At 70.1% G+C, this 22,889-nt stretch carries 29 protein-coding genes; 7 read left to right on the forward strand and 22 right to left on the reverse strand.

Annotated features, from left to right (window positions below; all coding sequences use genetic code 11):
- Nucleotides 1–10: 10 nt before the first annotated feature.
- Together MRBLWO14_RS01350 and MRBLWO14_RS01355 are read right to left on the reverse strand one after the other, a co-directional pair.
- Nucleotides 11–1,417 (reverse strand): trehalose-6-phosphate synthase, encoded by a 1,407-nt coding sequence (locus MRBLWO14_RS01350; protein WP_341934698.1) that lies wholly within the window; start codon nt 1,415–1,417, stop codon nt 11–13.
- A gap of 50 nt (nt 1,418–1,467) precedes the next feature.
- Nucleotides 1,468–2,736 carry an MFS transporter gene (locus tag MRBLWO14_RS01355; RefSeq protein ID WP_341934699.1) on the reverse strand — a complete coding sequence of 423 codons (1,269 nt, stop codon included), beginning with the start codon at nt 2,734–2,736 and terminating at the stop codon, nt 1,468–1,470.
- A 229-nt stretch (nt 2,737–2,965) separates the two neighbouring features.
- Here MRBLWO14_RS01355 and MRBLWO14_RS01360 point away from each other — a divergent pair, with 229 nt between their 5' ends.
- Nucleotides 2,966–3,241: a hypothetical protein gene (locus tag MRBLWO14_RS01360; RefSeq protein WP_341934700.1), complete on the forward strand. Its 276-nt coding sequence runs from the start codon at nt 2,966–2,968 to the stop codon at nt 3,239–3,241.
- Between the two features lie 38 nt (nt 3,242–3,279).
- On the opposite strand, the gene MRBLWO14_RS01365 is transcribed toward MRBLWO14_RS01360, so the two are convergent.
- Genes MRBLWO14_RS01365 through MRBLWO14_RS01375 form a run of 3 tightly spaced genes read right to left on the reverse strand, consistent with a single transcriptional unit; the run spans nt 3,280 to nt 5,941 of the window.
- A complete protein-coding gene (locus tag MRBLWO14_RS01365) occupies nt 3,280–4,482 on the reverse strand; it encodes an acetyl-CoA C-acetyltransferase (protein ID WP_341934701.1) in 1,203 nt (400 codons plus the stop codon).
- A gap of 36 nt (nt 4,483–4,518) precedes the next feature.
- Nucleotides 4,519–5,166, reverse strand: coding sequence for a 3-oxoacid CoA-transferase subunit B (locus MRBLWO14_RS01370; protein WP_341934702.1), 648 nt, complete (start codon nt 5,164–5,166; stop codon nt 4,519–4,521).
- Nucleotide 5,167: 1 nt separating this feature from the next.
- Nucleotides 5,168–5,941 carry a CoA transferase subunit A gene (locus tag MRBLWO14_RS01375; protein WP_341934703.1) on the reverse strand — a complete coding sequence of 258 codons (774 nt, stop codon included), beginning with the start codon at nt 5,939–5,941 and terminating at the stop codon, nt 5,168–5,170.
- A 105-nt stretch (nt 5,942–6,046) separates the two neighbouring features.
- Here MRBLWO14_RS01375 and MRBLWO14_RS01380 point away from each other — a divergent pair, with 105 nt between their 5' ends.
- The 6 genes from MRBLWO14_RS01380 to MRBLWO14_RS01405 all read left to right on the forward strand — a co-directional run bounded on the left by MRBLWO14_RS01380 (nt 6,047) and on the right by MRBLWO14_RS01405 (nt 10,421).
- The gene (locus MRBLWO14_RS01380; protein WP_341934704.1) at nt 6,047–6,835 is read left to right on the forward strand and encodes an IclR family transcriptional regulator; all 789 of its coding nucleotides are present in this window, start codon (nt 6,047–6,049) and stop codon (nt 6,833–6,835) included.
- Nucleotides 6,836–6,871: 36 nt separating this feature from the next.
- Nucleotides 6,872–7,309, forward strand: coding sequence for a MarR family transcriptional regulator (locus tag MRBLWO14_RS01385; protein ID WP_341934705.1), 438 nt, complete (start codon nt 6,872–6,874; stop codon nt 7,307–7,309).
- Nucleotides 7,306–8,535 carry an MFS transporter gene (locus MRBLWO14_RS01390; RefSeq protein WP_341934706.1) on the forward strand — a complete coding sequence of 410 codons (1,230 nt, stop codon included), beginning with the start codon at nt 7,306–7,308 and terminating at the stop codon, nt 8,533–8,535. Before MRBLWO14_RS01385 ends, MRBLWO14_RS01390 begins: the two co-directional genes overlap by 4 nt.
- Before the next feature lie 34 nt (nt 8,536–8,569).
- Entirely contained in the window at nt 8,570–9,043 is a 474-nt protein-coding gene (locus tag MRBLWO14_RS01395; RefSeq protein WP_341934707.1) for a YbaK/EbsC family protein, read from the forward strand.
- Nucleotides 9,044–9,253: 210 nt separating this feature from the next.
- The gene (locus MRBLWO14_RS01400; protein WP_341934708.1) at nt 9,254–10,084 is read left to right on the forward strand and encodes a tyrosine-type recombinase/integrase; all 831 of its coding nucleotides are present in this window, start codon (nt 9,254–9,256) and stop codon (nt 10,082–10,084) included.
- Nucleotides 10,085–10,100: 16 nt separating this feature from the next.
- A complete protein-coding gene (locus MRBLWO14_RS01405; protein ID WP_341934709.1) occupies nt 10,101–10,421 on the forward strand; it encodes a hypothetical protein in 321 nt (106 codons plus the stop codon).
- Here the strand turns inward: MRBLWO14_RS01405 and MRBLWO14_RS01410 are convergent.
- The 17 genes from MRBLWO14_RS01410 to MRBLWO14_RS01490 all read right to left on the reverse strand — a co-directional run bounded on the left by MRBLWO14_RS01410 (nt 10,418) and on the right by MRBLWO14_RS01490 (nt 22,845).
- Nucleotides 10,418–10,678 (reverse strand): hypothetical protein, encoded by a 261-nt coding sequence (locus MRBLWO14_RS01410; protein WP_341934710.1) that lies wholly within the window; start codon nt 10,676–10,678, stop codon nt 10,418–10,420. The genes MRBLWO14_RS01405 and MRBLWO14_RS01410 overlap by 4 nt on opposite strands.
- Nucleotides 10,675–10,998, reverse strand: coding sequence for a hypothetical protein (locus MRBLWO14_RS01415; protein WP_341934711.1), 324 nt, complete (start codon nt 10,996–10,998; stop codon nt 10,675–10,677). Before MRBLWO14_RS01415 ends, MRBLWO14_RS01410 begins: the two co-directional genes overlap by 4 nt.
- Entirely contained in the window at nt 10,995–11,687 is a 693-nt protein-coding gene (locus MRBLWO14_RS01420; protein WP_341934712.1) for a hypothetical protein, read from the reverse strand. The genes MRBLWO14_RS01415 and MRBLWO14_RS01420 overlap by 4 nt, the downstream gene beginning before the upstream one ends.
- The gene (locus MRBLWO14_RS01425) at nt 11,684–12,511 is read right to left on the reverse strand and encodes a tail fiber domain-containing protein (RefSeq protein ID WP_341934713.1); all 828 of its coding nucleotides are present in this window, start codon (nt 12,509–12,511) and stop codon (nt 11,684–11,686) included. Before MRBLWO14_RS01425 ends, MRBLWO14_RS01420 begins: the two co-directional genes overlap by 4 nt.
- Before the next feature lie 4 nt (nt 12,512–12,515).
- Nucleotides 12,516–14,189: a hypothetical protein gene (locus MRBLWO14_RS01430; protein WP_341934714.1), complete on the reverse strand. Its 1,674-nt coding sequence runs from the start codon at nt 14,187–14,189 to the stop codon at nt 12,516–12,518.
- Nucleotides 14,186–14,548 carry a hypothetical protein gene (locus MRBLWO14_RS01435; RefSeq protein WP_341934715.1) on the reverse strand — a complete coding sequence of 121 codons (363 nt, stop codon included), beginning with the start codon at nt 14,546–14,548 and terminating at the stop codon, nt 14,186–14,188. The genes MRBLWO14_RS01430 and MRBLWO14_RS01435 overlap by 4 nt, the downstream gene beginning before the upstream one ends.
- Nucleotides 14,548–15,741 carry a hypothetical protein gene (locus tag MRBLWO14_RS01440; RefSeq protein ID WP_341934716.1) on the reverse strand — a complete coding sequence of 398 codons (1,194 nt, stop codon included), beginning with the start codon at nt 15,739–15,741 and terminating at the stop codon, nt 14,548–14,550. The genes MRBLWO14_RS01435 and MRBLWO14_RS01440 overlap by 1 nt, the downstream gene beginning before the upstream one ends.
- A complete protein-coding gene (locus tag MRBLWO14_RS01445) occupies nt 15,741–16,247 on the reverse strand; it encodes a hypothetical protein (protein WP_341934717.1) in 507 nt (168 codons plus the stop codon). The genes MRBLWO14_RS01440 and MRBLWO14_RS01445 overlap by 1 nt, the downstream gene beginning before the upstream one ends.
- A 10-nt stretch (nt 16,248–16,257) precedes the next feature.
- On the reverse strand, nt 16,258–16,656 hold the full coding sequence (locus MRBLWO14_RS01450) for a hypothetical protein (RefSeq protein ID WP_341934718.1): 399 nt from the start codon (nt 16,654–16,656) through the stop codon (nt 16,258–16,260).
- Nucleotides 16,657–16,661: 5 nt separating this feature from the next.
- The gene (locus MRBLWO14_RS01455) at nt 16,662–17,081 is read right to left on the reverse strand and encodes a hypothetical protein (protein WP_341934719.1); all 420 of its coding nucleotides are present in this window, start codon (nt 17,079–17,081) and stop codon (nt 16,662–16,664) included.
- Nucleotides 17,082–17,083: 2 nt separating this feature from the next.
- On the reverse strand, nt 17,084–17,434 hold the full coding sequence (locus MRBLWO14_RS01460) for a hypothetical protein (RefSeq protein ID WP_341934720.1): 351 nt from the start codon (nt 17,432–17,434) through the stop codon (nt 17,084–17,086).
- 67 nt (nt 17,435–17,501) lie between these two features.
- Complete coding sequence (locus tag MRBLWO14_RS01465) at nt 17,502–17,678, reverse strand: hypothetical protein (protein ID WP_341934721.1); 177 nt, start codon at nt 17,676–17,678, stop codon at nt 17,502–17,504.
- Between the two features lie 12 nt (nt 17,679–17,690).
- A complete protein-coding gene (locus MRBLWO14_RS01470) occupies nt 17,691–19,619 on the reverse strand; it encodes a head maturation protease, ClpP-related (RefSeq protein ID WP_341934722.1) in 1,929 nt (642 codons plus the stop codon).
- Nucleotides 19,616–20,773 carry a hypothetical protein gene (locus MRBLWO14_RS01475; protein ID WP_341934723.1) on the reverse strand — a complete coding sequence of 386 codons (1,158 nt, stop codon included), beginning with the start codon at nt 20,771–20,773 and terminating at the stop codon, nt 19,616–19,618. The genes MRBLWO14_RS01470 and MRBLWO14_RS01475 overlap by 4 nt, the downstream gene beginning before the upstream one ends.
- 60 nt (nt 20,774–20,833) lie before the next feature.
- On the reverse strand, nt 20,834–21,016 hold the full coding sequence (locus tag MRBLWO14_RS01480) for a hypothetical protein (RefSeq protein ID WP_341934724.1): 183 nt from the start codon (nt 21,014–21,016) through the stop codon (nt 20,834–20,836).
- A 9-nt stretch (nt 21,017–21,025) separates the two neighbouring features.
- Complete coding sequence (locus MRBLWO14_RS01485; RefSeq protein ID WP_341934725.1) at nt 21,026–22,513, reverse strand: hypothetical protein; 1,488 nt, start codon at nt 22,511–22,513, stop codon at nt 21,026–21,028.
- Complete coding sequence (locus MRBLWO14_RS01490; protein ID WP_341934726.1) at nt 22,510–22,845, reverse strand: hypothetical protein; 336 nt, start codon at nt 22,843–22,845, stop codon at nt 22,510–22,512. The genes MRBLWO14_RS01485 and MRBLWO14_RS01490 overlap by 4 nt, the downstream gene beginning before the upstream one ends.
- Nucleotides 22,846–22,889 lie beyond the last annotated feature (44 nt).

The following is a 22,889-nucleotide window of genomic DNA, read 5'->3' on the forward strand; positions in this document are numbered from 1 at the left end:
GCCGTCCGGATCAGCGCGCCCTGACCTCGGAGAGAGCCTTGAGGAAGGAGTTCGACCACGCGGTGACGTCGTTCTCGAGCACCCGGCGGCGCAGCGACCGCATCCGCCTCGACTGCTCGGCCGGCGTCATCTCGACCGCAGACATGATGGCGTCCTTCAGCCCTGCGATGTCATGGGGGTTCACGCGCACGGCCTGCCGGAGCTCGTCGGCAGCGCCGGTGAACTCGCTGAGCACCAGCACTCCCCTGTTGTCGGCGCGCGTGGCGACGTACTCCTTGGCGACGAGGTTCATGCCGTCCCGGAGCGCCGTCACGAGCATCACGTCCGCCGCGAGGTAGAGCGCGACCATCTCCTCGCGCGGATACCCCTGGTGCAGGTAGCGGATCGCCGTATGCCCCATCGTGTCGTGGTCGCCGTTGATGCGGCCGACCGCGAGCTCGATCTCGTCACGCAGGTGCACGTAGGCGTCGACGCGCTCCCGGCTGGGGCTCGCGACCTGCACGAGGGTGACGTCCTCGACGTCGAGACGACCGTCCTCCAGCAGTTCGCCGTACGCCTTGATGCGGTGACGGATGCCCTTCGTGTAGTCGAGCCGGTCCACGCCGAGCAGGATCTTGGAGGGGTTGCCGAGGCTCTCCCTGATCTCCTGCGCACGCGCCCTGATGTCGGGGCGGGCCGCCAGTTCGAGATAGGGCGCGGTGTCGATGGAGATCGGGAACGCCTTCGCGACCGCCGACCGTGTGCCGCCGTCGGCCGTCGGCACGGCGACGTTCGAGCCCTTCACCTCGTACTTGAGGCGACGGCGGACCGCCGTGAGGAAGTACGTGGCGTCCTGAGCACGCTGGAACCCGATCACGTCGGCCCCGAGCAGACCGGTGAGCACCTGGTCGCGCCACGGCAACTGGGCGTAGAGGCCGTGCGCGGGGAACGGGATGTGGTGGAAGTACCCGATCGTCACGTCAGGACGCAGGTCGCGCACCATCTGCGGCACGAGCTGCAGCTGGTAGTCGTGCACCCACACGGTCCCGTCCTGGGCCGCGACGGATGCGGCGGCCTCCGCGAAGCGGCGGTTCACCCGTACGTAGGCGTCCCACCACTCCCGGTGGTACTGCGGCGGCGCGATCACGTCGTGGTAGAGCGGCCAGATGGTGTCGTTCGCGAAGCCCTCGTAGTAGTCCGCGACCTCGTCGGCGCTCAGCGACACCGGCACCAGATCGATGCCGTTGATCTCGAACGGCTCGAGCTCGGTGTCGGGCTGCCCGGGCCAGCCGACCCAGGCTCCGCGGGCGCTGCGCATCATCGGCTCGAGGGCTGCGACCAGACCGCCCGGCGACGTCCGCCATTCCTCCGCGCCGTCCGGACCGACGATGCGGTCGACGGGGAGGCGGTTGGCGACGACGACGAAATCTGCGGGCATGGGGGAAGGCTCCTGACGATCCGGTGCGGTGCTCCTCAGGCTACAGAGGCTCAGACCGAGGCTACGCGAGGTGCTGTGCCACTCAGGCGCCAGTTGACAAGCGCCGCGGCGAACGCTACCCCGGCCGCGGCGATCGGGAGCGCGAGCGCAGCCCCCGTTCCGAGGTTCTCGGCGAGCTCCCCCGCGACGGCTGCGCCGATCGACTGCCCGACGATCACCGCGGATCCGAGCATCGTCATGACGGTCGCCGAGCGTCCGAGCGGGCTGCGGGCGGCTCCCAGGCTGTACTGCGTCACGAGCGTCGGCCCGATGCCGATGCCCATGATCGCGAGCGCCACCATCATCGTCGCCGGGGCGTCCACGAGGAGCAGCAGCAGGGTTCCGCCGAGCAGGATCGCCGAGAAGACGAGCCAGCGGGCGCGCAGCGTGAACCGCGCGGGAAGCCAGGCCACGCCGAGTGCGAGGAGCGCCGAGCCGACGCCCATGACGCCGTAGAGCAGTCCGGCTTCCTCCGACGCGCCCCGGTCGGCCATGAACGAGGTGAGCGACGTGAGCATGGTCCCGAAGAACATCCCGACGCCGAGGATGCCGAGGACGACGACGAGCACCCGGGGGTGGAAGAGCTCGGATGCGGAGGACGGCGCCCTCCCGTCGTCGCCGCGGTGGATCGACACGGCCCTGGCGCTCGGATGCAGCGCGAAGCCTCCCACGAACAGCACGGTGAGCGCGGCCGCTCCGACGAGCGGCGCCCAGGGCGCGATCACGGACGCGAGGATGCCGACGAGGAAGGGACCGAACACGAACACGGTCTCATCCGCAGCGGATTCATACGCCATGGTTCCCGACAGCGTGCGCGGACGCACCGACTCCGGCATCCGCTCGGTGATCATCGTCACCAGCCTGGAGCGCGACATCGGCGCCACCTGCGGCGCGGTCGCGCCGATGCCGAACGCGGCGACGAGAACGAGGAGATCGGCGGCCTCGCCGTAGACGACGAGGGTGAACACGACGAGCATCGCGCCGTTGGCGATCGCGAGAGCGAGCAGCACGAAGCGCTGCCCGAACCGATCGGCGGCCGCGCCCAGCAGGGGTCCGAAACACGCGGTGCCGAGTCCGACCGCTGCGGAGGTGAGCCCACCCAGCGAGAGAGACCCTCGCGCCGAGACGACGACCGTGAGCACGCCGACGACCATCATCGCGAAAGGCAGGCGCGCGATGAACGCGATGAGGAAGTAGGAGATGCCCGCCGTGCGGATGAGGCTCGGGGCGGGCGGCGTCGCCGTGGCGACGGAGGATGTCGAGGAGGAAGCGTGTGTCATGGCTCTCGCGCGTCCGCGGACGCGGGGTCGGGTGCCGCCGCTGTCCGCCGGGGAGCCGGCGGCCGGTAGATACACGGGTGCGGCCGCGGACCAGCCGCGACCCCTCCATGGTACCGCGCTCCGATCGGCCGTCGCTGGACTGCTTCCGGCCGCCCGCGTGCCCTGACAGGGTCGCGCCGGGTTGTCAAGGCTGGGCGAGCCGCGCCGCACGCCGGGTAGCGTGTGTGGCATGAACTACCTCACCAGCACCGGACTCCTCGGCGCGATCATGTCGGGCGCCTCCCTGCTCCGCGGTTCCCGCGAGACGCCGATCACCTGGCGCGCCGCGCTCGCGTGGGTGAGCTGGGGCATCACGTTCGCCCTCGCGATCGGCGCCGTCATCGACACCCGGCGCGCCAAGCAGGGCAAGCCCGTCTCCAAGGACTCCCCCGTCTACGCCAAGCAGCAGAAGGAGCGGGAGAAGAAGGAGAAGAACCTCACCAAGGAGCTGAAGCGGTCGCGCTGAGCGTCCACCGCCCCGCACTCACCGGGTGAGGCGGCTCCTCATCGGGTGAGGATGAGCGCTTCGCCCTGACCGCCGCCGCCGCACAGTCCGACGGCCGCCACTCCGCTGCCGCGCCTCGTCAGTTCGTGCACGGCGTGGACGACCAGACGGTTGCCCGATGCGCCGATCGGATGCCCGATCGCGATGCCGCCGCCGTGGATGTTCACGACCGCGCTGTCGAGGCCGAGCTCGGACTGCGACCGCGCGACGACGGCTCCGAACGCTTCGTTGATCTCGACGAGGTCCAGGTCGGCGGGAGCGATGCCCTGCTTCTCGCAGGCCTGTTCGATGGCGCGAGCCGGCTGCGCGTGCAGTGAGTTGTCCGGCCCGGCCGTCTGACCGCTCGCGCCGACGGTGGCGAGCACGTCCCAGCCGTTCGCGGCCGCCGTGCCGCGCGTGGTCACCACGACGGCGGAGGCGCCGTCGGAGATCTGCGACGAGTTCCCGGCGGTCAGCGAACCGCCCTCGGCGAACGCCGCACGGAGTCCCGCGAGCGACTCGACCGTGGTGTCGGGGCGCACGCCCTCGTCCGTCGACACCACGAGGGGCTCCCCCTTGCGCTGCGGCACGTCGACGGGCACGATCTCCGCGTCGAACACTCCGGCCTGCTGGGCAGCCGCCGCACGCTGATGCGAGAGCGCGGCGACCGCGTCCTGCGCCTCTCGCGACACCTCGTAGCGCTCGTTGTGCCGCTCGGTCGACGCCCCCATGCTCTCGCGGTCGAAGGCGTCGGTCAGTCCGTCGTACGCCATGTGGTCGAGCACCTCCACCGACCCGTACGCCCACCCGTCGCGCGACCCCATCAGCAGGTGCGGCGCGCGCGTCATCGACTCCATCCCGGCGGCGACCACGACCTCGGCATCGCCGGTGCGGATCATCCGTGCCGCATCGATGATCGCGGTGAGGCCCGACAAGCAGACCTTGTTCACGGAGTGCGCGGGCACGTCCCAGCCGATGCCCGCGCCGATCGCGGCCTGGCGAGCGGCGTTCTGCCCCGAGCCGGCGGCGAGGACCTGACCGACGATCACGGCGTCCACGTCGGCGGCAGCCACGCTTCCCCGCTCGAGGGCTCCACGGATCGCGAGAGCGCCGAGCTCCGGGGCGGTGAAACGGGCGAGCTGCCCCTTGAGGCGGCCCTGCGGGGTGCGCGCTGCGGCGACGATCACGACGTCGTGATCGTCGGGTGCGGTGTGGTGTGTCATGTCGGCATCCTTCCGATGTCTGCGGTCGGCTCGCGGTCAGTGTGCGAGTGCGGGGGCGATGATGAGCGGCGGCTCGGTGGCGTCGATCACCTGCTGGACGGTGACTCCCGGAGCTGTCTCGACGAGCACGAGACCCTCTGCGGTCACGTCGATCACGGCGATGTCGGTGATGATCCGGTCGACCACCGCGCGACCGGTGAGTGGGAGGCTGCACGTGTTCACGATCTTCGCGGACCCGTCCTTCGCGACGTGCTCCATGAGAACGATCACCCGCGCGGCTCCGTGCACGAGGTCCATGGCGCCGCCCGGCCCCTTGACCATCTTGCCCGGGATCATCCAGTTCGCGAGGTCGCCGCTCGCCGACACCTGCATCGCTCCGAGGATCGCGGCGTCGATCTTCCCGCCGCGGATCATCCCGAAGCTCGTCGCCGAATCGAAGAACGCGGCGCCTGCGAGCACGGTCACAGTCTCCTTGCCCGCGTTGATGAGGTCGGGGTCGACAGCATCCTCGGTCGGATAGGGTCCGACCCCGAGGATGCCGTTCTCGGACTGCAGTACGACCGTGACGTCGCGCGGCACATGGTTCGGTACGAGGGTCGGCAGCCCGATGCCGAGGTTCACGTAGGAGCCGTCCTCGAGCTCGGCCGCGGCGCGCGCGGCCATCTCGTCACGCGTGAGCGCCATGTCAGGCTCCTTCCGTGGCGACGGTGCGCCGTTCGATGCGCTTGGGGATGTCGGTGCCGACCTCGACGACCCGATGCACGAAGACACCGGGGAGGTGGATGCTGTCCGGGTCGAGTTCGCCCGGTTCGACGAGGCGCTCGACCTGCGCGATGCAGACGCGCCCGGCCATGGCGGCCAGCGGATTGAAGTTGCGGGCGGCCTTGTTGAAGATCAGGTTGCCGTGGCGGTCGCCCGCGAGAGCGTGCACGAGCGAGAAGTCGGTCGTGATCGCCTCCTCGAGGACGTACTCACGGGGCGTGCCTGCGACGTCGAACGTCCGCACGTCCTTCGCCGGTGACGCCACATCGACGGTTCCGTCGGGGCGGTAGCGGCGCGGGAGTCCTCCCTCGGCGACCTGCGTGCCGACTCCGGTCTGCGTGTAGAAGGCGGCGATGCCGGAGCCGCCTGCGCGCAGCTTCTCGGCGAGGGTGCCCTGCGGGGTCAGCTCGAGTTCGAGTTCGCCGGAGAGGAACTGCCGCTCGAACTCCTTGTTCTCCCCCACGTACGACGAGGTCATCTTGCGGATGCGCTGGGCGCGGAGGAGGATTCCGAGCCCCCAGTCGTCGACGCCGCAGTTGTTGCTGACGATGCTGAGGCCCGTCGTGCCCTGCGCGAGCAGCGCCTCGATGAGGGCGATCGGATTGCCGGAGAGTCCGAACCCGCCGACAGCGAGCGATGCTCCGTCGGGGATGTCGGCGACGGCGTCCGAGGCGGACGTCCACTGCTTGTCGATCACGTGTGCTCCTTCGAAGACGTGCTTTCGTCCAGCGTGCGCTCTCCCCGAGCACCGAGGGAAGCCCGCTCTTGCGATGTGGCCGCTCTCTCACCTAGCGTCCACATTATGGAACGACAGATCCGCAGCGTCCCCGGGGCGCAGGCGATCGCCCGCGCCGCATCGCTGCTGCGGCTGGTGACCGCCGGAGGCACGGACGGAGCGAGCCTGCAGTCGCTCGCGCAGGCGGCCGACCTCTCGCGGTCCACCGCGCACCGCTTGCTGTCCGCGCTGCGCGCCGAGGGCCTGGTGGACCGCTCCGACGACACCGGCCGCTGGATGCCGGGGCCCGAGCTCTTCCTCATGGGCACTGTCGCGGCGGCCCGGTACGACGTCACGGCACTTGCTCGCGACATCGTGCGCTCACTCGCCGTCAAGACCGAGGAGAGCGCGTTCCTGTCGGTGCGACGGGCGGATGAGACCGTCTGCCTGCTGCGCGAGGAGGGCTCGTTCCCGATCCGGTCGTTCGTGCTCAGCGAGGGCGTGCGATTCCCGCTGGGCGTCGCCAGCGCCGGACTGGCCATCCTCGCCTTCCTCCCCGACCACGATGTGGATGCCTACCTCGACCGCCACCCCGAGCTCGCGGAAGGGTGGGGTCGCACGCACGGTGAGGCAGCGCTGCGCACCCGCCTCGTCGAGACCAAGGAGCGCGGCTACTCCGTGAACCCCGGGCTCATCGTCGAGGGCAGCTGGGGCCTGGGGGCCGCGGTCTTCGATCGCCAGGGCCGCCCGGAATGGGCCCTCAGCCTCACCGGCGTGGAGTTCCGGTTCAGCCCCGATCGCACGCCCGAGCTCGGGCGGATCCTGCTCGCGCACGCCCATCAGCTGTCGGCGCGGATCGCGGGCGCACGTCGCTGACGCCCTTTACATACCATCCGGTATATACTTGATGGTATGAATCGCCAGGACGTCATCCCCTCGCTCGTCCTCTCCTCCTATGCCCTCGCGCGCATCGCCGCTCAGGACGCCGGGAACGAGGCCCCGGCCGCGCAGTGGCGCGTCCTGAGCCTGCTCGAGCAGAACGGACCGAGAAGGGTCGGCGAACTCGCCCAGGCCGCGCGGACCACGCAGCCCGGCATGACGCGACTGCTCGGCGCACTGGAGCGGGAGAGCCTCGTGCTGCGCTCCCCCGTCCCCGAGGACTCCCGGGCGACCGCGGTCGCGATCACTCCGGAGGGATCCCGCGCCCTGCACGCGTGGCGGGAGGAGTTCCGCGACACCCTGGCACCGCGATTCACCGATCTCGACGATGACGACTGGCGCGCCCTGACCAGGGCCGCCGAGATCCTCGCCGCGCACACCACCACCGACTCGACAGGAGCATCGCAGTGAGCAGCAGTACCACCACCTCCGTGTGGAAGCAGCCTGCACAGGTCTGGGCAGTCGCCTTCGCCTGTGTCGTCGCCTTCATGGGCATCGGGCTCGTCGATCCGATCCTCCCGGCGATCGCGGAGTCCCTGCAGGCGAGTCCGTTCGAGACCGAGCTGCTCTTCACGAGCTACCTCGCCGTGACGGGCGTCGCGATGCTCGTCACCAGCTGGATCTCGAGCCGCATCGGCGCCAAGCGCACCCTGCTCATCGGCCTCGCCCTGATCGTGGTCTTCGCGCTGCTGTGCGCACTGAGCGGCAGCGTCGACGCCGTGATCGGCTTCCGCGCGGGATGGGGACTCGGCAACGCGCTCTTCATCTCCACCGCGCTGGCGACGATCGTGGGCGCCGCGTCCGGAGGCAGTGCCGCGGCGATCGTGCTCTACGAGGCCGCGCTCGGTCTGGGCATCGCCATCGGGCCGCTGTTGGGCGGCATCCTCGGGGAGCAGAGCTGGCGCGCCCCGTTCTTCGGTGTCGTGGTGCTCATGGCCATCGCGTTCGTGGCGGTCCTCGTGCTGCTGCGCGGCCCGCAGGAGAAGCGGACACCCGTGCCGTTCTCGGCCCCGTTCACGGCACTGCGGCGTCCGGCCCTGGCGATCCTCGCGGTGGCCGCGCTGTTCTACAACATCGGCTTCTTCATCCTGCTCGCGTTCTCGCCGTTCCCCCTCGGCTTCGGTGCGATGGGCATCGGATTCACGTTCTTCGGCTGGGGCGTCGCTCTGGCTGTGACGAGCGTCTGGGTCGCCCCCTTCCTCATGCGCCGGATGCCGCGCACCCGCGTCATCCTCCTGGTCCTCCCGCTCCTCGCCGTCGACCTCGTCGTCGCCGGGCTGCTGGTCTCGTCCGCCGCCGCGCTCGTGACATGCATCGTCATCGGCGGCCTGCTGCTCGGCATCATGAACACCGTGCTCACCGAGGCGGTCATGGAGGCCACCGACCTGCCCCGCTCCGTCGCCTCCTCCGCCTATTCGGCCGTGCGGTTCCTCGGCGGAGCCATGGCCCCGCCGCTCGCCGCAGCCCTGTGGCACGCGCTCAACGCCACCGTGCCGTACCTCGTGGCCGCTGCGGCCGTGCTCATCGCCGCTCTCACCGTGTTCCTCGGACGCAAGGCTCTCGCGCACATCGACGACGAGCCCGCGGACGCCGAGACCGAGGATGCCGCGGCGATCCTCATCGGCGACGCCGCGTGACCGAAGGGCCCCACCGTCTCGGTACGGTGGGGCCATGACCGATCTCCCCGAGCGCAGCATCCTCGTCCAGCAGCACCTCGCCCGCGCGGGCGTCGAGGCGGAGATCCGGGTGCTGCCGGACTCCGCTCGGACGGCCAGGGCGGCAGCCGATGCCATCGGCTGCGAGGTCGCGGCAATCGCGAACAGCCTGGTGCTGGAGGCCGACGGCGCGCCGATCCTCGTGATGACGAGCGGCGGCCATCGCGTCGACCTCGACGTGCTCGCCCGGTCGATCGGGGCGGTCGACGTGTCCATGGCTCCACCCGCCGTCGTGCGTGAGGCCACGGGACAGGCGATCGGCGGCGTCGCGCCCGTCGGGCACCCCTCTCCCCTGCGCACGTTCATCGACGAGGCACTGCGCGACCACGATGTCATCTGGGCGGCGGCCGGTCATCCGCACACCGTGATGCCGCTGACGTTCGACACCCTGACGCTCCTGACAGACGGCACCGTCGTCGCCGTGGTGTGAGCGCCCGCCGGCACGGGGCGCCGTGGACGCGAAAAAGCCCCGGAATCTGGCGAGAGATTCCGAGGCTGATCCGTGCACCCCCAGGGACTTGAACCCTGAACCCACTGATTCAGAGTCTGACGTCACGTTCTGGGCGCTCGTCGATGCGCTCGAGCTGAGCGAAGCACAACCCCGTTGAGCCGGCCGACGCTCCGGGCGTTACCGTCAGGTGTGAAGACCGAGATACCAGTACCCCAGGGCTGGCTCGATCCTCTCGGCGCGTATCTCGCATGGATGCGAGGCGCGCGCAAGTCGGAGGGGACGATCTACCAGCACAGCTATCAGCTGCGACGCTACGCACGCGCGACGGGCAACGATCCGACGCCGGTGACGCTCGAGCAGCTGGCCGATTATATGGCCTCGCTCGATGCTCTGGGGGCAGCGTCGAGGCGATCGGCTCGCCAGGCGCTACGCGGGTTCTACTCGTGGGGCGAGATCGTGCGGGGCTGGGAGAACCCGTCACGGCACCTGCCGACGATCAAAGCGCCTCGAGGGGTCGCCAGGCCGGCACCTGAGCACTCGGTCAAGGTCGGGCTGTCAACCAAGGATGTGCGCACGCGCATGATGATCCGCCTGGCCGTTGCCGCCGGCATGCGCTGCCGCGAGATCTGCCAGGTGCACACCGACCATCTGCGCCGCGACCTCGTCGGATGGTCGCTCGTCGTCCAGGGCAAGGGCGACCGGCAGCGCCTGGTGCCGCTGCCCGACGACGTCGCCCTCGACATTCGCGACAGCGAGGCCGGCTACCTCTTTCCGGGCAGGATCGACGGTCACCTCTCGCCGGCGCGGGTGTCGGAGCTAATCAGCGAGGCGCTGCCGCCGGGCATCACGGCGCACATGCTGCGACACCGCTACGGCACGCGCGCGTACAACCTCGGCGGCAAGGATCTCCGGGCCGTGCAGGAACTCCTCGGGCATGCCTACGCGACGACCACTCAGATCTACGTCGGCGTCGAGGACGACTCGATCCGACGCGCTGCAGCGGCCGCGGCGGGCTTCTGACGCTAGGTTGGGTGCCATGACCTCAGAGACTCCCGCAGCGGCCGCGGCCGCCTCGAGCAACGGCAACTACGTCTGGCCTCGGTTCGGGCACCTCACGTTCCTCACGGTCGTGAGCGCGCTGTCGCTTACCGTCGCCGTCATCCTCGGGATCGTGGGCGCGAACATGCAGTCGGACTACATGCCCGATCTCGTCGCGCTCGCGACTCTCGGGGTGTTCTCGGATGCGCTGCTGCTGCTCGGTGTGATCGCCGGTGTCGGCGCGATCGTCCTGGCCGGCGTGCGCACCCTCCTCGGCTCGCCTGAGCTGGCCGTGAGGGTGCGCCGCGACCAGGTCTAGCGGGGCACGTTCGCGGCTGCGAGCGAGGCCGCTGGCGTGCCGAGGATCGTCGCGCCGAGGCCGAGCCACAGAGCGACCTCCTCGGCGCTCATGAGGCCGTAGAACGCGACGATCGGGCCGGCGGCCGCGAGGCTGCGGAACAGCCAGAGGCGGACGGCCGGCGACGGAATCCAGCGGTTCGGGGTGAGCGTCGCTCGGGCCTTGGCCTCGGCGCGGGTGCGGGGCACGTCGCCGAATGCGGTGCGCTGCTTGGTCATGATCTTCCTTTCATTCGGTCGACTCTCGTCGACAGGTTGCGGTGGTCGGTGCGCAGGCCGCGCAGCTCCTCGCGGATCCCGCCGATGTCGCGGCGAATCTCGCGGAACCAGCCGGCAGTCTCGGCGTGACGCGAGTCGTTCTCGACGCGCAGGTTGGTCGTGTGGTGGTTGACGACCTGCTCGCGCGTCGCGGCCGTGTCCTCGCGCACGGCCGAGGTGTCGCGGCGGACGCTGCCGACGCGCTTGGCGAGGATGCCCAGCACGCCGAGGGTGACCGCCTGCACGCCGCCGATCAGGGCGATCAGCACGGCCTCGCTCATTCGCGCACCGCCGCCGAGAACGTGATGTCGCCCATGGCCTCGCGGACGGCCTTGTCGACGAGCGCGGCGATCGCCGAGGGGTCGGCACCCTGCGAGGTCGCCAGCGCCTGCAGGGCGGCGCTCTGAGCCTTGATGAGCGTCTGGTTGTAGATGAGGATGTCGAGGACGCCGTAGTAGGCCACGCGCTGCCCCTCGGGGTTCTTCCACGTCATCGTCTCGACGTTGACGTTGGCAGGGCCGAACAGCGCGGCATAGGCGGCGTGGAGCTTGTTGCGGTCGTCGTCTGTGAACATGTCGTCCTCCTCGGACTGGTTGCCGGCGGCCGCGGGGAGCGATCGCACGATGGGGTATTGGCGCACGTTGGGTAGTTCCCAGTGCCACGGCTCGTACTTGTAGGGGCGGATCAGGCCGGCGGCCTCGAGCCGGCGGATCCGGTCGGGCGTCGGGTCGATGTCGAGCGCGGCGAAACGGACGTGAGCGAGGCGCTGCGACTCGTCGTTCGGGTTGTCGGCGGGGTTGAAGCCGGGCAGGCCGGCCCGCCATCCGTCGTAGAAATACTGCTGCTCGGCCTTGAGCCGGCCGGCACTGTTGGCCGGCGGCGAGCCGGCGGCCTGCCAGGCCTCGACGAGTGCACGCCGGCCGTACTTGCCGGGGTGGCCGGGCAGGGCGATGATGTCGCCGCCGCTCATGGCTGCGCCTCGATCCTCTGCTCGAGGCGGTCGACGCGGTCGGCGAGATCCTGCAGTGCGCCGATCGCGACGAGGGCGAGGCGCTCGTAGTGCACGCTGAGGGGCTGCCCCTCGTCGTCGAACACGACGAACTCGGCGAGGCCGGCGTCGATCAGCTCCTCGGCGATGACGCCGACGTCAACGGGCGCGTCCTCCCAGCCGTCGCCGTAGACGGATGCCTTGAGCCGGTAGCTGACGACGCGGACGGCGCGCAGCTGCTCGAGGGTGTAGGTGTGCGGCTTGATGTCTTTCTTGAATCGCCGGGCCGAGGGGCTGATGCCGACGCGGCCGTCTGCGTTGCGGTAGAGGGCGGCGAAACCGTTGGTCACCTGCGTCGCATTGGTGATGGATAGCTGGCCGGCGCCGCCGATGATGAGGGTGCCCTGGTCGATCGTGCCGCCCCATCTGGGGATGTAGCTGGCGAACACCTGGTTGAGCCAGCCGAGGGGCGCGGCGTGGTTGTCGGCCTGCGGTGCGGCGCAGATGAGCCGGCCCTGGCCGTCGTAACGTGGCACCTTGTTGAACACGCTGCCGGTGCCGTCGAACACCTCGGCGCGGGGCAGCGCGCCGAGGTTCTGCAGCGCGCCGGCCTGCGTGGTCGCGCCGGTGCCGCCCTTGGCGATCGACCAGACCTCCTGGAACACGGCCGCGATCCGCTCGACGATGTAGTCGCGGGTCTTGTTGATCGCGAGCCAGCCGTTGCGCTTCTTCTCGGTGCCGTCAAGGATGTCGAGGCCAGCCGCGAATGCCGCGGTTCCCTCGTCGCCGGTGTAGCTCTCGGGCATGGTCTTACTCCTCGTTCCAGGGGGCGTTGGGCGGCGCGTCGATCCAGCGCTCCTCGTCGGGAACGAGGATCCAGGCGTCCGCGGGGGTGTCGGTGGTGCGGCTTGTGACGGTGACGTGGTCGTCGTCGAGGTTGAACTCGACCGAGGCGGCGATGCCGGTCTGGATCGGGGATCCCTCGAGGCGGATGCTGAGCGGCTGATCGGTCTGCTCGAGCAGCGTGGGCGGCACCGCGGACACGGTGAACGTGCGGCCGCGGCCCTGCGCGCGGCGCACGATGTGCTCGGCACGGCCGGGGCCGGGGTACGGGGTATCGCGCAGCTCGACGCGCAGCACCTTGGGCATTCCGGTCGAGGGTGGCAGCGCGAATGCGTCTACTCGTCGCTGCTCGATCCCGTCGGCATCCGTCCAGACGTACTCGTAGACGGCAGCGTCGAACCAGCTGTCGTCGTCGCGGCTGACGGATTCGTCCGCGGTGGCGATGTTGACCGCCTGCCGGTAGGTCTGGTTGCCCTCGGCGCGGTAGTCGCCGGCTCGGAGGGTGAACCGGCGGCGCTCGTCGCAGACGATGCGCAGGCCGGCGACTTTCAGCAGCGGCTCGAGGAACGCCATAGCCGACGTGCCAGCGCGCCAGATCAGCGCCTCGGGGCTGCGCTCGACGCGCGGCGTGCGGCTCGAGGTCGAGGCGTGCGCGCCGGCTTGCCAGGCGTAGTCGTAGGCCGTCGTGTCGGGGGTCGCGCCGTCGAAGTAGCCGACGAGCTCGTTGCCCTCGTAGAACATGCCGCAGGTGCCGTAGTGCAGGTTCCCGGACGCGTTGCCGACGGTGTTGATGTAGGGCACGGCCTGCTCGACGCCGGGCGGGCACTGGGCGATGACGAACAGCCGGCGGAACGCCGTGACGTCGGAGGTGATGAACGCGCCGAACGCGGTGGACGAGGCGACGGATCCGCCGGCAGACCACCATTGGATCGCGGCGCGCGCCTGGCGGGTGACGCCTGAGCAGAGGTAGGCGGTGAACACGTACCACTTGCCGGGGGTGACGCGGTAGCGGGAGGTGAGGGGCACGACGTTGGAATCGCCGGGCGCGGCTGTCCACTGGTAGGCGGTGTTGCCGACGGGTGGCAGCGGGGCGCTCATGACGACGCGGTTGCCGGCGGTCGCGCCGGATCCGGTCTGCCATGCGGCCGCATCGTTCGCGAGGCGCGGGTTGGTGAGCTGGTTGACGATCTCCCAGTAGGCGGTGACGTTCGCGTCCTCGGTGCCGGGCTGCAGCTGTGTGCCTATCTTGCCGAGGACGTAGTTGCAGACCGATCGCAGCGAGGCCTCGCGCTGACGCGGGGCGGGGTCGTCGACGAGCTGCGCGAAGTCCTGCAGGATCGCCTCGTCTGAGGCGAGCTGCAGGCGGACGGTGCCGGCCTGGCGATCCGGCGACATCTCGCGGATGCCGAGGTCGAACACGCGGGGCGTGCCGCCGTCGCGGGTGGCCGTGATCTGCAGCCGGCTGGACAGTCGCGGGTCGAGGGCGTCGAGCAGCGCCGGATCGTCGACTGCGAGGGTGACGTTGCCGGCGACGTGGGTGAAGCGCTCGCTGTCGAGCGTGAGCTGGCCGCCGTCGAGGCGCACGGCGCGATCCGGGTTCAGCAGCTTGGCCGCGTACTCGAGCTTGGAGATCGTGGTCACAGTGTCACCTCGTGGTACGGCACCTCGAGAACCCAGCGCATGGCGGCGTCCTGCTGCACGTTGCGGATCCGCCCCTGGGGGACGTAAGCGGCCGGCATCCAGGCGAGGTCGCTGACGACGGTGAACACGTGCGCGCCGAGGTGGAACCGGCGGGCTTGCTCGGCGTCCTGCTGATCCATGAACAGCAGTCGGAGGGTGCCGGTCGAGGGGCCGGCGGGGCGCAGCGTGACGACGACGTCGGGGGATCCGGGGATCTCGTGGACGAGGGTGCGGGCCTCGTTCTCGGTGGTGTGGCCGGCGAGGACGAGGTCGGGGGTGATGGTTCCGGCGACACCTTGCCGGCTGATCGTCGTTGTCATTACTGGCTCCAGGTGCCCTCGGGGCTGACGTAGCGGCCGTTGATCTTGAGGGTGCGGCCGTTGTTCTGGCTGATGAATCGGTTCAGGGCACCCTCGGCACCGGAGAGATCGGCGGTGACCTGCAGGGTGGTGGTCTTGACGGTGGGGATCTTGCCGTCGAGGTCGCCTTTGAAGCGGTCGACGTTCTGGTGTGCCTGGCCGGTCTTGGCGTCGATGACGACCTCGGTGCCGTCGGGCAGGGTGTAGAGCTTGTTGCCGAACTCGTCGACCGCCTCGGTCGCCTCGCCGGCCTCGCGGACAGCGTCGAGCAGAAACTGGGATGTCACGTTCTTGGCGGTGTCGGCCTTATCGGCGTATTCCGCCGTGACGTCGGCGATGTTCTGCCAGCGGTCGCGGATCCCCTCGAGGTGGGTTTCCTCGAGTCCCTTGTTCTGGCCGCCCCAGAACGCGCCCAGCTCCTCGCGCTTGCGGCGCTCCTCGTCGATCGCGGCGTTGACGGCGTTCTGGACCTCGAGCTGCGCGTCGCGGTCGCCGGCGTTTGCGGCGATCAGGCGCTCGGTGTCGATGCCGATGTCGCGGGCGTCCTGCTGGATCCGCTTCCACTCCTCGGCGCGGTCGGGGTCGAACATGACCGAGTTGGCCTCGGCGATCAGCTGGGCGGTGTCGATGTAGTTGCGGCCCTCCTCGGCCGCGGCCTTGTAGACGCCGGCTAGGCGCTCCCGCAGCTTGTTCGCTTCCTCCTGCTGGCGCTGCAGCTCGGCCGTGATGAGGCCGAGGCCGGCGGCTCCTGCTGCGGTCGCGGCGAGGCCGACGATGCCGCCGAGTGCGCCGGATCCGGCGAGGCCGCCGAGGGTGTCCTGCGCGATCTGTGGCAGATCCTCGAGGTCGCCGCGGAACGATGAGAATGTCTCGCCGAGGTTCTGCCGCAGCTCGGAGCTGACCTCGGATCCGGTGTCGCCCAGCCGGCGGAATCCCTGGGATCCGACGTCGCCGATGTCCTCGGTCTTGCGGGCGGTGTCGCGGGCGGTGTCGGCGAGATCCTTGAAGCTGCGCTCGAGGCGGTCGAGGGATCGGTCGCCGTCGCGGGCGACGTCGTCGAGGCTCTTGGATACGTCGTCGAACGCGGCCTCGACGCGCTCGGTTCCGCGCTCGACGTCGCGAGTGTTCGCGAGAAAGTCGATCTTGATCGGCATTAGGGCACTACCTCGACGGTCGGGATCTGGCGGAATTGGTCGATGACGGTGTCGACCCACAGCGCGACGAGCTTGGTGCCGGTGTCGCTGGCGGCCGCGAATGCGACCTGGCCCTCAGAGCTGCGCGCGTCGAACTGGTTGTTGATGGTGAGCGGGCGGGTGTACCGGGTGCCGCCGCGGGATCGCTGGGACACCTGGATCCGGCGGGTGTTCGCGCCGAACTCTGCGCCGGCCCACTCGAGCGAGGGGACGAGGCCGCCGCTGAGAGGCCGGCGGCGAGTTGCCGCGTGGAGCGTGACGCCGCGGTCGCTGGCTGCTGCGCGCGCGCCCGTGGCGATGACCTCGCGCTCGAGGTTCGACCGGGCGCGCGCGTTCAGCTCCTGCTTCCACAGCGGCGACAGCTTGCCGCGTGCGGCCTTGTTGATGTCCAGCCGGACGTCGCGCTGCGCCCGCCGCAGTGACAGGATCGTCGCCTGCAGCTCGGGGGAACGTCGGACGTCGAGCATGGCCGGCGGCTTACGGCGTGACCGGTGCCGGCGTGTAGACGCCGGGCAGGGTGACGTTGACCTCGGGGATCGACGTGCCGCGCGCCATGGTCATGGGCGGACGCTGCAGGGTGATGTCGACCGATTCGAAGAACGTGCCGTCGTGGTGCGGGTAGACCTGCAGCGTCGCGGCCTCGCCGGCTCGGTCGCGCATGACCCGCCACAGCGAATCGGGGTTCTCGTAGTCGGCCGCCATTCCGATAGCGACGTCGCAGCCGGCATCGTCGGTCTTGGTGTTGCCGTCGCCGCCCTCCCAGGTCGTGATCTTCGGGGTGATGTCGATCTTGGACGTGTGGCCCTGGTACTCGTCGGTGCCGATGAGCAGCTTCCAGCGCTTGGTCGCGCGGGCGGTGTTCGCGGGGGTGGGCATGGTCTTTACTCCTCGGGGTCGGCCGCCGGCTCGATGGTGCCGGCGGCGCTGATGGTGAACTGATAGGCGGGCTTTTGGGGGTCGTACGATGTGCGCTCTGCGGTGCCGTCCCAGTTGTCCTCGGGCAGCTGCTGCAGGATGCGGATCAGCTGCAGGGCCGCGTCCTCGAGCAGCTCCTCGACATCGGCGAGGTCGTCGCCGCGCGTGGCATCGACGACGACCCAGACCGCGAGATCGGCGACGACGGGGATGCCGGCGTCGTCGGGCGAGAATTGGCCGGCGGCGATCGTGCGCTGCTCGATGACGAGGGCGACGGGCTTGGCGGCGTCCTCGAGCGGGGCGAGCTTGACCGGGTAGGGGTAGATCTCCCAGGTGCTGGGAGCGGCCGGGGCGATGAGCTGCTGCAGGTCAGTGCGGGCGCTCATGGTCAGCCGATCAGGGAACGGACGCGGCCGTGGTCGTGGGGGTCGTCGTCGCCGTCCTGATTGGGGACGATGAGCAGACCCATGATCTTGCGGTCGAACGGGTAGAGGCGGACGCTGTTGGTCTCGCCGCCGGTCTCGTCGTTGGTGCCGGCCGCGGCTGACTGCTTGTTCGCGAGCGCCTGGTAGACGACTCCCAGGGCGAACGACGCGGACGGGGGCGTGGCGGTCGTGATCGCGAGTCCCTTGATCCGCAGGCACTCCTCCTGCGCGGCGGCCAGGCCGCGCGAGCTGACGGTGATGTTCAGCTCGCTCTTGGCATCGCCGGCGGTGTACCAGGTGAGCGGGTCGGGCATGGCGTGTCCTTTGGGGTGTCGGGTGGGGTGCGGTGCCCGGCGCTGGGGACGCCGGGCACCGCGGGGGTTACGCCGCTGGGGTCGGCGTGACCGGCTGGGCGGTAGCCGGCTTCTTGGGGAGCTGGGACTGGTAGCCCTTGCGGCGGGCGTTCAGCTCCTTGATCGCGGCCTGGTGGCGCTTGATCTCGCTGTCGATCTGCGAGATCTTGACCTGGACGTAGGCGGTGTTGCTGTCGGTAGCCATGCGTTCCTCTCCTTACTCGGCGGGTGCCGGGGTGACGGTGGTCTTGAGGACGGCGCGGGCGTCGTTGACGAGGGTGCCGCCGTAGGCGAAGAACCCGATGTCGATCGCGCCGTGGGCGATGTCCTGGGCCTCGAGCTTGATCTGGGGCGATTCGTAGACCGTGACCGCGCGGCGGTCGTAGGTCTCGAACGTGCCGGCCGGCAGCTTGAAATCGACGTCGGCGTCGAAGATGCCGGCGAGCGACGTGTTGCCGTCGAGCTTGACGAACCCGCTCGAGTTGGCGATCCACGCCGGCAGGTCGGCGATCTTGAGCTGCGCCCACTCGACGAACAGGTCCTCGGCCATGAGCATCTTGGACGGGGTCGCGCCGAGTCGCTTGAGCTGCAGGAACGACTTGACGAATGCCTCGACGAGCGAGGCCGCGCCGCCGGTCAGCGCGGTCGCTGCGGCGAGCAGATCCGCGCCGACGGCCTCGTCGGACTTGGCGTCGTATCCCTGGCCCAGCAGGTTGAACAGCGAGGCGATGAGGTCGGCGCTGCCGAGGTCGCGGTGGATCCGGTCGATCTTGTTGCCGAATGCCCAGCGGCTGGGAACCTCGGACACCGGCACGGTTTCCCAGGTGCCGGTCGGGATCTCGGCCAGCTCGCCCTCGTACGGCTGCGGGGCGGGCGTGGGCTGCTTCCACTTCCAGCCCTCGATGCGGGTGGCCGTCAGCGGCTTGGTGCCGCCGAGGCTGTCGATGATCGGCCGGCCCTCCGGGCGAGCCGTCCAGACCTCGCCGATTCGGTCGGGGGCGGTGAACCCGCCGCCCACATCGGCGGACTCGAGGACGGGCGCGAGGGCGTTGTTGACGCCGGCGACCCACTCGGCCGTCGATGCGCCGGCGTGGATGAGGGCGGCCGCGTCGCGGGCGACGTTCATGAGCGACTGCGGGCGCTCAGTGACGCGCGCCTCGGGCGCGGGGCTGCCCTGCGGGCCGGCGGCGTACTCGACCGGTACGGGAGCGCCGGGGATACCGGCGGACGGGGCGAGCGCGGCCGCCGGCGCTGCGGGCGCAGCCGGCGCGGCGTCGGCCGGCGCGACCACGTTGAGGGCAGCGAGGGCAGCGTCGTGCTGCTCCTGGGTGATCTGTCCAGCCGCGAGGGCTGCGGCCAGCTGTGCACGGTTCATGCGGGGTTCCTTTCGAGGTGCTGCCATGGCGGCAGCGGGGACGGGTGCCGGTGCCGCGGCGCGGCCGGCGTGGGCGAACATGGACAGGTCGAATCGCGCCGAGGCGGCCGGGTCGGCGGCCTCGTCCTGGGATCCGTCGACACGGTCAGCGAGGCCGGCGGCGACGGCCTCGTCGGCGGTGTACCAGGTCTCGGCTTTCATGACTGCGCGCCAGGCTGCGGCGTCGCCGCCGGCGCGCTCGGCGTACATGGCGGCGATGTTGTCGCTGACGCGGTCGAGGTCGTCGGCGGCGACGCGCAACTCGTCGGCGTTGCCGATCGCGATGATCCAGGCGTCGTGGATCATGATCTCGGCGTTCTCGCCCATGATGACCTCGTCGCCGGCGCAGGCGATGAACGATGCGGCCGAGGCGGCGAGGCCGTCCACGTGGACGATGATGTGGGCGGCACTCTGGCGCAGCGCGTTGCGGATCGCGATGCCGTCGTAGACGTCGCCGCCGGGGCTGTTGATGTAGACGTTGAGGGTCGCCACGTCGAGATCGCGGATCTCACGGACGATATCGGCGGCGACGATCTCGCCCCAGAACCCGCCGACGACGCCGTAGAGGTGCAGCGACGCGACGCCGCCGGCGGCCTCGAGGTTCCAGCGCGCCGGCTGGGCGGCGCTGGCCTCGGCGAACTGGATGCGGGCGAGCGCCGCGAGGGCGGTGTCGTGCTGCGCCTGGGTGATCTGGCCGGCGGCGAGTGCGGCCGCGAGCTGCTGGCGGTTCATGCGGGGATCTCCTCGGGTGTCGTGCTGCGCAGCGTCTGGCCCTCCTGGGCGTCGATCCACTGCTGGTCGATGAACTTGCCGTCGAGGCCGACCTTGTAGGTCTCGAATCGAGTCTTGAGATCGGGCCGCGTCAGTACCTCGGTGTCGAACTCGGTCGTCCAGCCGAGGGGCGTGCAGTCGGGCATGGACAGCCGGCCGGCGATCGCAGTGGTGTAGGTGGCGAGGTAGAGGTCGATCAGTTCCCAGGCGCGCGACTGGCGGTTCTGGTAGTTGAGCGTGGATCCCTCGAGGGCGACGTCGGCGGCCCAGGCGGGGATGCCGATCTGGCGGGCGAGCTTGAGATCCATGCGCGACTGCGCGGTCGCGAGCAGCTGCGAGTCCTGGATGCCGAGGGTCTTGACCTCGATCGACTTGTCGGTGTAGCCGGCTCCGTACTTGGCGCGGGCGTTGCGCCACGACGTCAGCAGCTCGCGGATCTGCCAGTCCTCGAGCGGCTTGTCGCCGGTGTTGTGCAGGTCGATAGACGGTACGGGGTTCTCCTCGGCGAGCGAGGCGGCACGGTCGAGGACGACGGCGCGGCGCAGGGTGCGGATGCCGTCGTGCAGCAGGCCGCCGTCCGGTGCGTCGAACTGGATGACTCCCCAGCCCTCGGCGGCGATGTCCTTGCCCCAGGCCTTGACGAGCTTGCCGGCGTCGTCGAACTCGGCGTCGGCGCGGTCGAGCAGCTTGACGCCGCCGCGGGCCGGCCAGCCGTAGGCGTCGCGGCGCTGGACGATCCACCAGGTGCGCGGGTAGTAGTACAGCGCGTCTGCCGTCCAGATGAGGGTCTGCGACAGCGGCCGGTCAGCCTCGGGCTGCTGCAGGTAGGCGAGCTGCTGCGAGGTGATCTGACCGTTCTTCTTGGTGACGAGGGGCATGCGGCCGAGGTTGGTGCACAGTACGCGCCGGCCCTTGGCGACGACGTCGAGCTGTTCGGCGGTGCGGCGCGTGATCTGGATGCCGGATGCGTCGGCCATGCCGAACAGGTTCTGCAGGTCGACCGGGATCAGGTGGCTGCTGTCGGCCCATTCCTCGGGCGACTTGATCGCGAGGTCGACCGGCTCGTTGAGCCAGCGCCATGCGCGAACCAGGAAGTTGGGCTTGTCGGTATCCACGTCATGAAAGATCCCGGCGACTCCCGACAGCTGGACGCATTGTCGCGGCGTGTCGTGTTTTCAGGCACGCGCCCGGATCTTGGACAGCGTGTCGCGTGCCTGGTCAGTCTCGGGGTGGGCGCGCTCCTCGTGAGCTGCGCCGATGCGCCAGCCCTCGGCGCGGCTGTCGGCGAGATCGGCAAAGCCTGGGCAGCGGCTGCAGAGCACGACGGTGCTGACGGGGGTCGAGTCGAGAGAGATCATGGTCAGTCCTCAGTAGCTCGTTACGGGCGTCCAGCTGGGCGCGGCGCGGTGGTCGTACATCCACAGCGCGACCGCTGAGGCGATGGGGCCGGCGACGGGGCCGGTCGAGTCGGCGCGGGAGATCCTGGTCAGCTCGCCGCTGCGCTTCATGACGATGTGCGCGACGCCGTTGGCGAGGGTGCGGGATCCGTCGTGGATAAGGTTCTTCTCGTCGCGCGCGGCGGTGATCCAGGTCTCGTCCGCGACGCCGCGGTCTTTCATGCCGAGGGTCTGGACGGCGTCGTCGCCGAGGCGCAGGCGTAGGCGGTCGTTGAGTCGACGGGTGGGGCCGCCGTCGTCAGCGCCGAATGCGGCCGGGCCGTAGCCGTGGATCTCGACTAGCAGCTCTTCCATCCACTGCGTGCCGGGTGCGGCATGCACGACGCGGGTGCATGCCGTGCCGGCGTCGTCGCGCCAGCTGGCGAGGATCGCGCCCATTTCGTTGTCGTGCGCGACCTCCCAGGCGACGGCGACGTCGGCCCACGCTGCGCCGATGGTCGGGTCGGCGAGGTCATCCCAGTCGGCCGGCGCAATGAGCGGGTCGGCGGCTTCCGTCCAGATGTTGCAGAACGCGCGCAGCCAGGTCGGCCGGCTGACCTGGCCAGCGAGTTCCATGAGCGCGGCAAGCTCCTGGGTGCCGGTGCCGTCCTGCCGGCGCACGGCCGGATGGAATCGGGCGATCGCAACGGGGTCGTACGGATCCTCGCCGTCGGGCAGCGAGGCCTCGAAGTACGCGATCTTGGGGTGGGATCCGCGGTCGCGGACAGACTCGCGGCCGCGCTCGACCCACTTGCGCAGGAACCTCGAGGCCGCGGTGCCGGCGGTCGAGATGAGCCAGACCTGCCGGCGGCCGGCGAGGGTGACCTGAGCGGGGATGATGGCACCCTCGAGGATCGCGTCGCCGAGCAGCTCGTCGAGTTCCCAGATCTCATCCATGCCGACGAGCGGCGGGGTTTCGCCGTGCAGCGCGGCCTCGACGGGGGCGAAGATCTTGTTGCGCGCGCCGTTCGGCCAGATGATGCCCTCGTCGCCGGCGGACAGGCGGAAGATCGGGCCGACGTTCATGAGCGGCGATCCCTCGATCAGCTGCTTCAGGTCGTTGAATCGGCTGCGGGCATCCTTGCCGGTCTGCGCGGTGTAGAACGTCTTGGCGCCCGGTGTCGTGATCGCGCGCTCGATCTGCACAGGGCCGTACATCGTGGTCTTGCCTGACTGCCTCGGCACGGTGACGATGACGATCTCGTAGACGAGGTTGCCGAACGAGTCGATCTCGCCGGCGACATCCCAGACGCACCGCTGCCAGGGCATGCCGGGCTTGTCGAGTGCGCGCGCGATCTTGGCGATGCGGCCGCCGATCGTGCGCCGGCTCGGGTCGCGAGGCGTGGCGTAGGTGAACCCGGCCCAGTCGGGGACGATCGCCGGGATCGCAAACCGTGTGCCGGCCTCGGCGATCGTCACTCGTCGTCCCGCAGGGTGTCGACGAAGTCGGCGAAACGCTGCGCGATGTCGCCGGCGATCGGTGCCGGCAGCGCGAGCAGCGTGTCGCGCAGCTGGCCGGCTGCCATGGCTGCGGCCGAGGCGCGACCGGATCGCCGGCCGGCGGTGACGGCGTCGGCCAGCTCGAGCGCGAGCTGGCACATGGCGACGTGCCGCGGCTCGAGCAGCGCGTCGGCCTCGAGCGCCTGGATCGTGGCGATGACTGCGGCGCGCATGGGCGATACGCCGGCCTGGTTCTCGGGCACGTACTCGAGGCCGGGCAGCGTCGGCGCGGTTTCGTCATCGTTCGTCATGGTCGATCTCGATTCGTGTCAGGCTCGGTTTTTTGTGGGTGATC

The organism is Microbacterium sp. LWO14-1.2 (assembly GCF_038397715.1).
Taxonomy (GTDB): Bacteria; Actinomycetota; Actinomycetes; order Actinomycetales; family Microbacteriaceae; genus Microbacterium.

What these genes read in the sequence shown, in the direction of transcription:
- MRBLWO14_RS01350 (WP_341934698.1), bottom strand. Translation starts at nt 1,417, where the DNA reads ATGCCCGCAGATTTCGTCGTCGTCGCCAACCGCCTCCCCGTCGACCGC.
- MRBLWO14_RS01355 (WP_341934699.1), bottom strand. Translation starts at nt 2,736, where the DNA reads ATGACACACGCTTCCTCCTCGACATCCTCCGTCGCCACGGCGACGCCG.
- MRBLWO14_RS01360 (WP_341934700.1), top strand. Translation starts at nt 2,966, where the DNA reads ATGAACTACCTCACCAGCACCGGACTCCTCGGCGCGATCATGTCGGGC.
- MRBLWO14_RS01365 (WP_341934701.1), bottom strand. Translation starts at nt 4,482, where the DNA reads ATGACACACCACACCGCACCCGACGATCACGACGTCGTGATCGTCGCC.
- MRBLWO14_RS01370 (WP_341934702.1), bottom strand. Translation starts at nt 5,166, where the DNA reads ATGGCGCTCACGCGTGACGAGATGGCCGCGCGCGCCGCGGCCGAGCTC.
- MRBLWO14_RS01380 (WP_341934704.1), top strand. Translation starts at nt 6,047, where the DNA reads ATGGAACGACAGATCCGCAGCGTCCCCGGGGCGCAGGCGATCGCCCGC.
- MRBLWO14_RS01385 (WP_341934705.1), top strand. Translation starts at nt 6,872, where the DNA reads ATGAATCGCCAGGACGTCATCCCCTCGCTCGTCCTCTCCTCCTATGCC.
- MRBLWO14_RS01395 (WP_341934707.1), top strand. Translation starts at nt 8,570, where the DNA reads ATGACCGATCTCCCCGAGCGCAGCATCCTCGTCCAGCAGCACCTCGCC.
- MRBLWO14_RS01405 (WP_341934709.1), top strand. Translation starts at nt 10,101, where the DNA reads ATGACCTCAGAGACTCCCGCAGCGGCCGCGGCCGCCTCGAGCAACGGC.
- MRBLWO14_RS01410 (WP_341934710.1), bottom strand. Translation starts at nt 10,678, where the DNA reads ATGACCAAGCAGCGCACCGCATTCGGCGACGTGCCCCGCACCCGCGCC.
- MRBLWO14_RS01415 (WP_341934711.1), bottom strand. Translation starts at nt 10,998, where the DNA reads ATGAGCGAGGCCGTGCTGATCGCCCTGATCGGCGGCGTGCAGGCGGTC.
- MRBLWO14_RS01420 (WP_341934712.1), bottom strand. Translation starts at nt 11,687, where the DNA reads ATGAGCGGCGGCGACATCATCGCCCTGCCCGGCCACCCCGGCAAGTAC.
- MRBLWO14_RS01425 (WP_341934713.1), bottom strand. Translation starts at nt 12,511, where the DNA reads ATGCCCGAGAGCTACACCGGCGACGAGGGAACCGCGGCATTCGCGGCT.
- MRBLWO14_RS01435 (WP_341934715.1), bottom strand. Translation starts at nt 14,548, where the DNA reads ATGACAACGACGATCAGCCGGCAAGGTGTCGCCGGAACCATCACCCCC.
- MRBLWO14_RS01440 (WP_341934716.1), bottom strand. Translation starts at nt 15,741, where the DNA reads ATGCCGATCAAGATCGACTTTCTCGCGAACACTCGCGACGTCGAGCGC.
- MRBLWO14_RS01445 (WP_341934717.1), bottom strand. Translation starts at nt 16,247, where the DNA reads ATGCTCGACGTCCGACGTTCCCCCGAGCTGCAGGCGACGATCCTGTCA.
- MRBLWO14_RS01450 (WP_341934718.1), bottom strand. Translation starts at nt 16,656, where the DNA reads ATGCCCACCCCCGCGAACACCGCCCGCGCGACCAAGCGCTGGAAGCTG.
- MRBLWO14_RS01455 (WP_341934719.1), bottom strand. Translation starts at nt 17,081, where the DNA reads ATGAGCGCCCGCACTGACCTGCAGCAGCTCATCGCCCCGGCCGCTCCC.
- MRBLWO14_RS01460 (WP_341934720.1), bottom strand. Translation starts at nt 17,434, where the DNA reads ATGCCCGACCCGCTCACCTGGTACACCGCCGGCGATGCCAAGAGCGAG.
- MRBLWO14_RS01465 (WP_341934721.1), bottom strand. Translation starts at nt 17,678, where the DNA reads ATGGCTACCGACAGCAACACCGCCTACGTCCAGGTCAAGATCTCGCAG.
- MRBLWO14_RS01470 (WP_341934722.1), bottom strand. Translation starts at nt 19,619, where the DNA reads ATGAACCGCCAGCAGCTCGCGGCCGCACTCGCCGCCGGCCAGATCACC.
- MRBLWO14_RS01480 (WP_341934724.1), bottom strand. Translation starts at nt 21,016, where the DNA reads ATGATCTCTCTCGACTCGACCCCCGTCAGCACCGTCGTGCTCTGCAGC.
- MRBLWO14_RS01490 (WP_341934726.1), bottom strand. Translation starts at nt 22,845, where the DNA reads ATGACGAACGATGACGAAACCGCGCCGACGCTGCCCGGCCTCGAGTAC.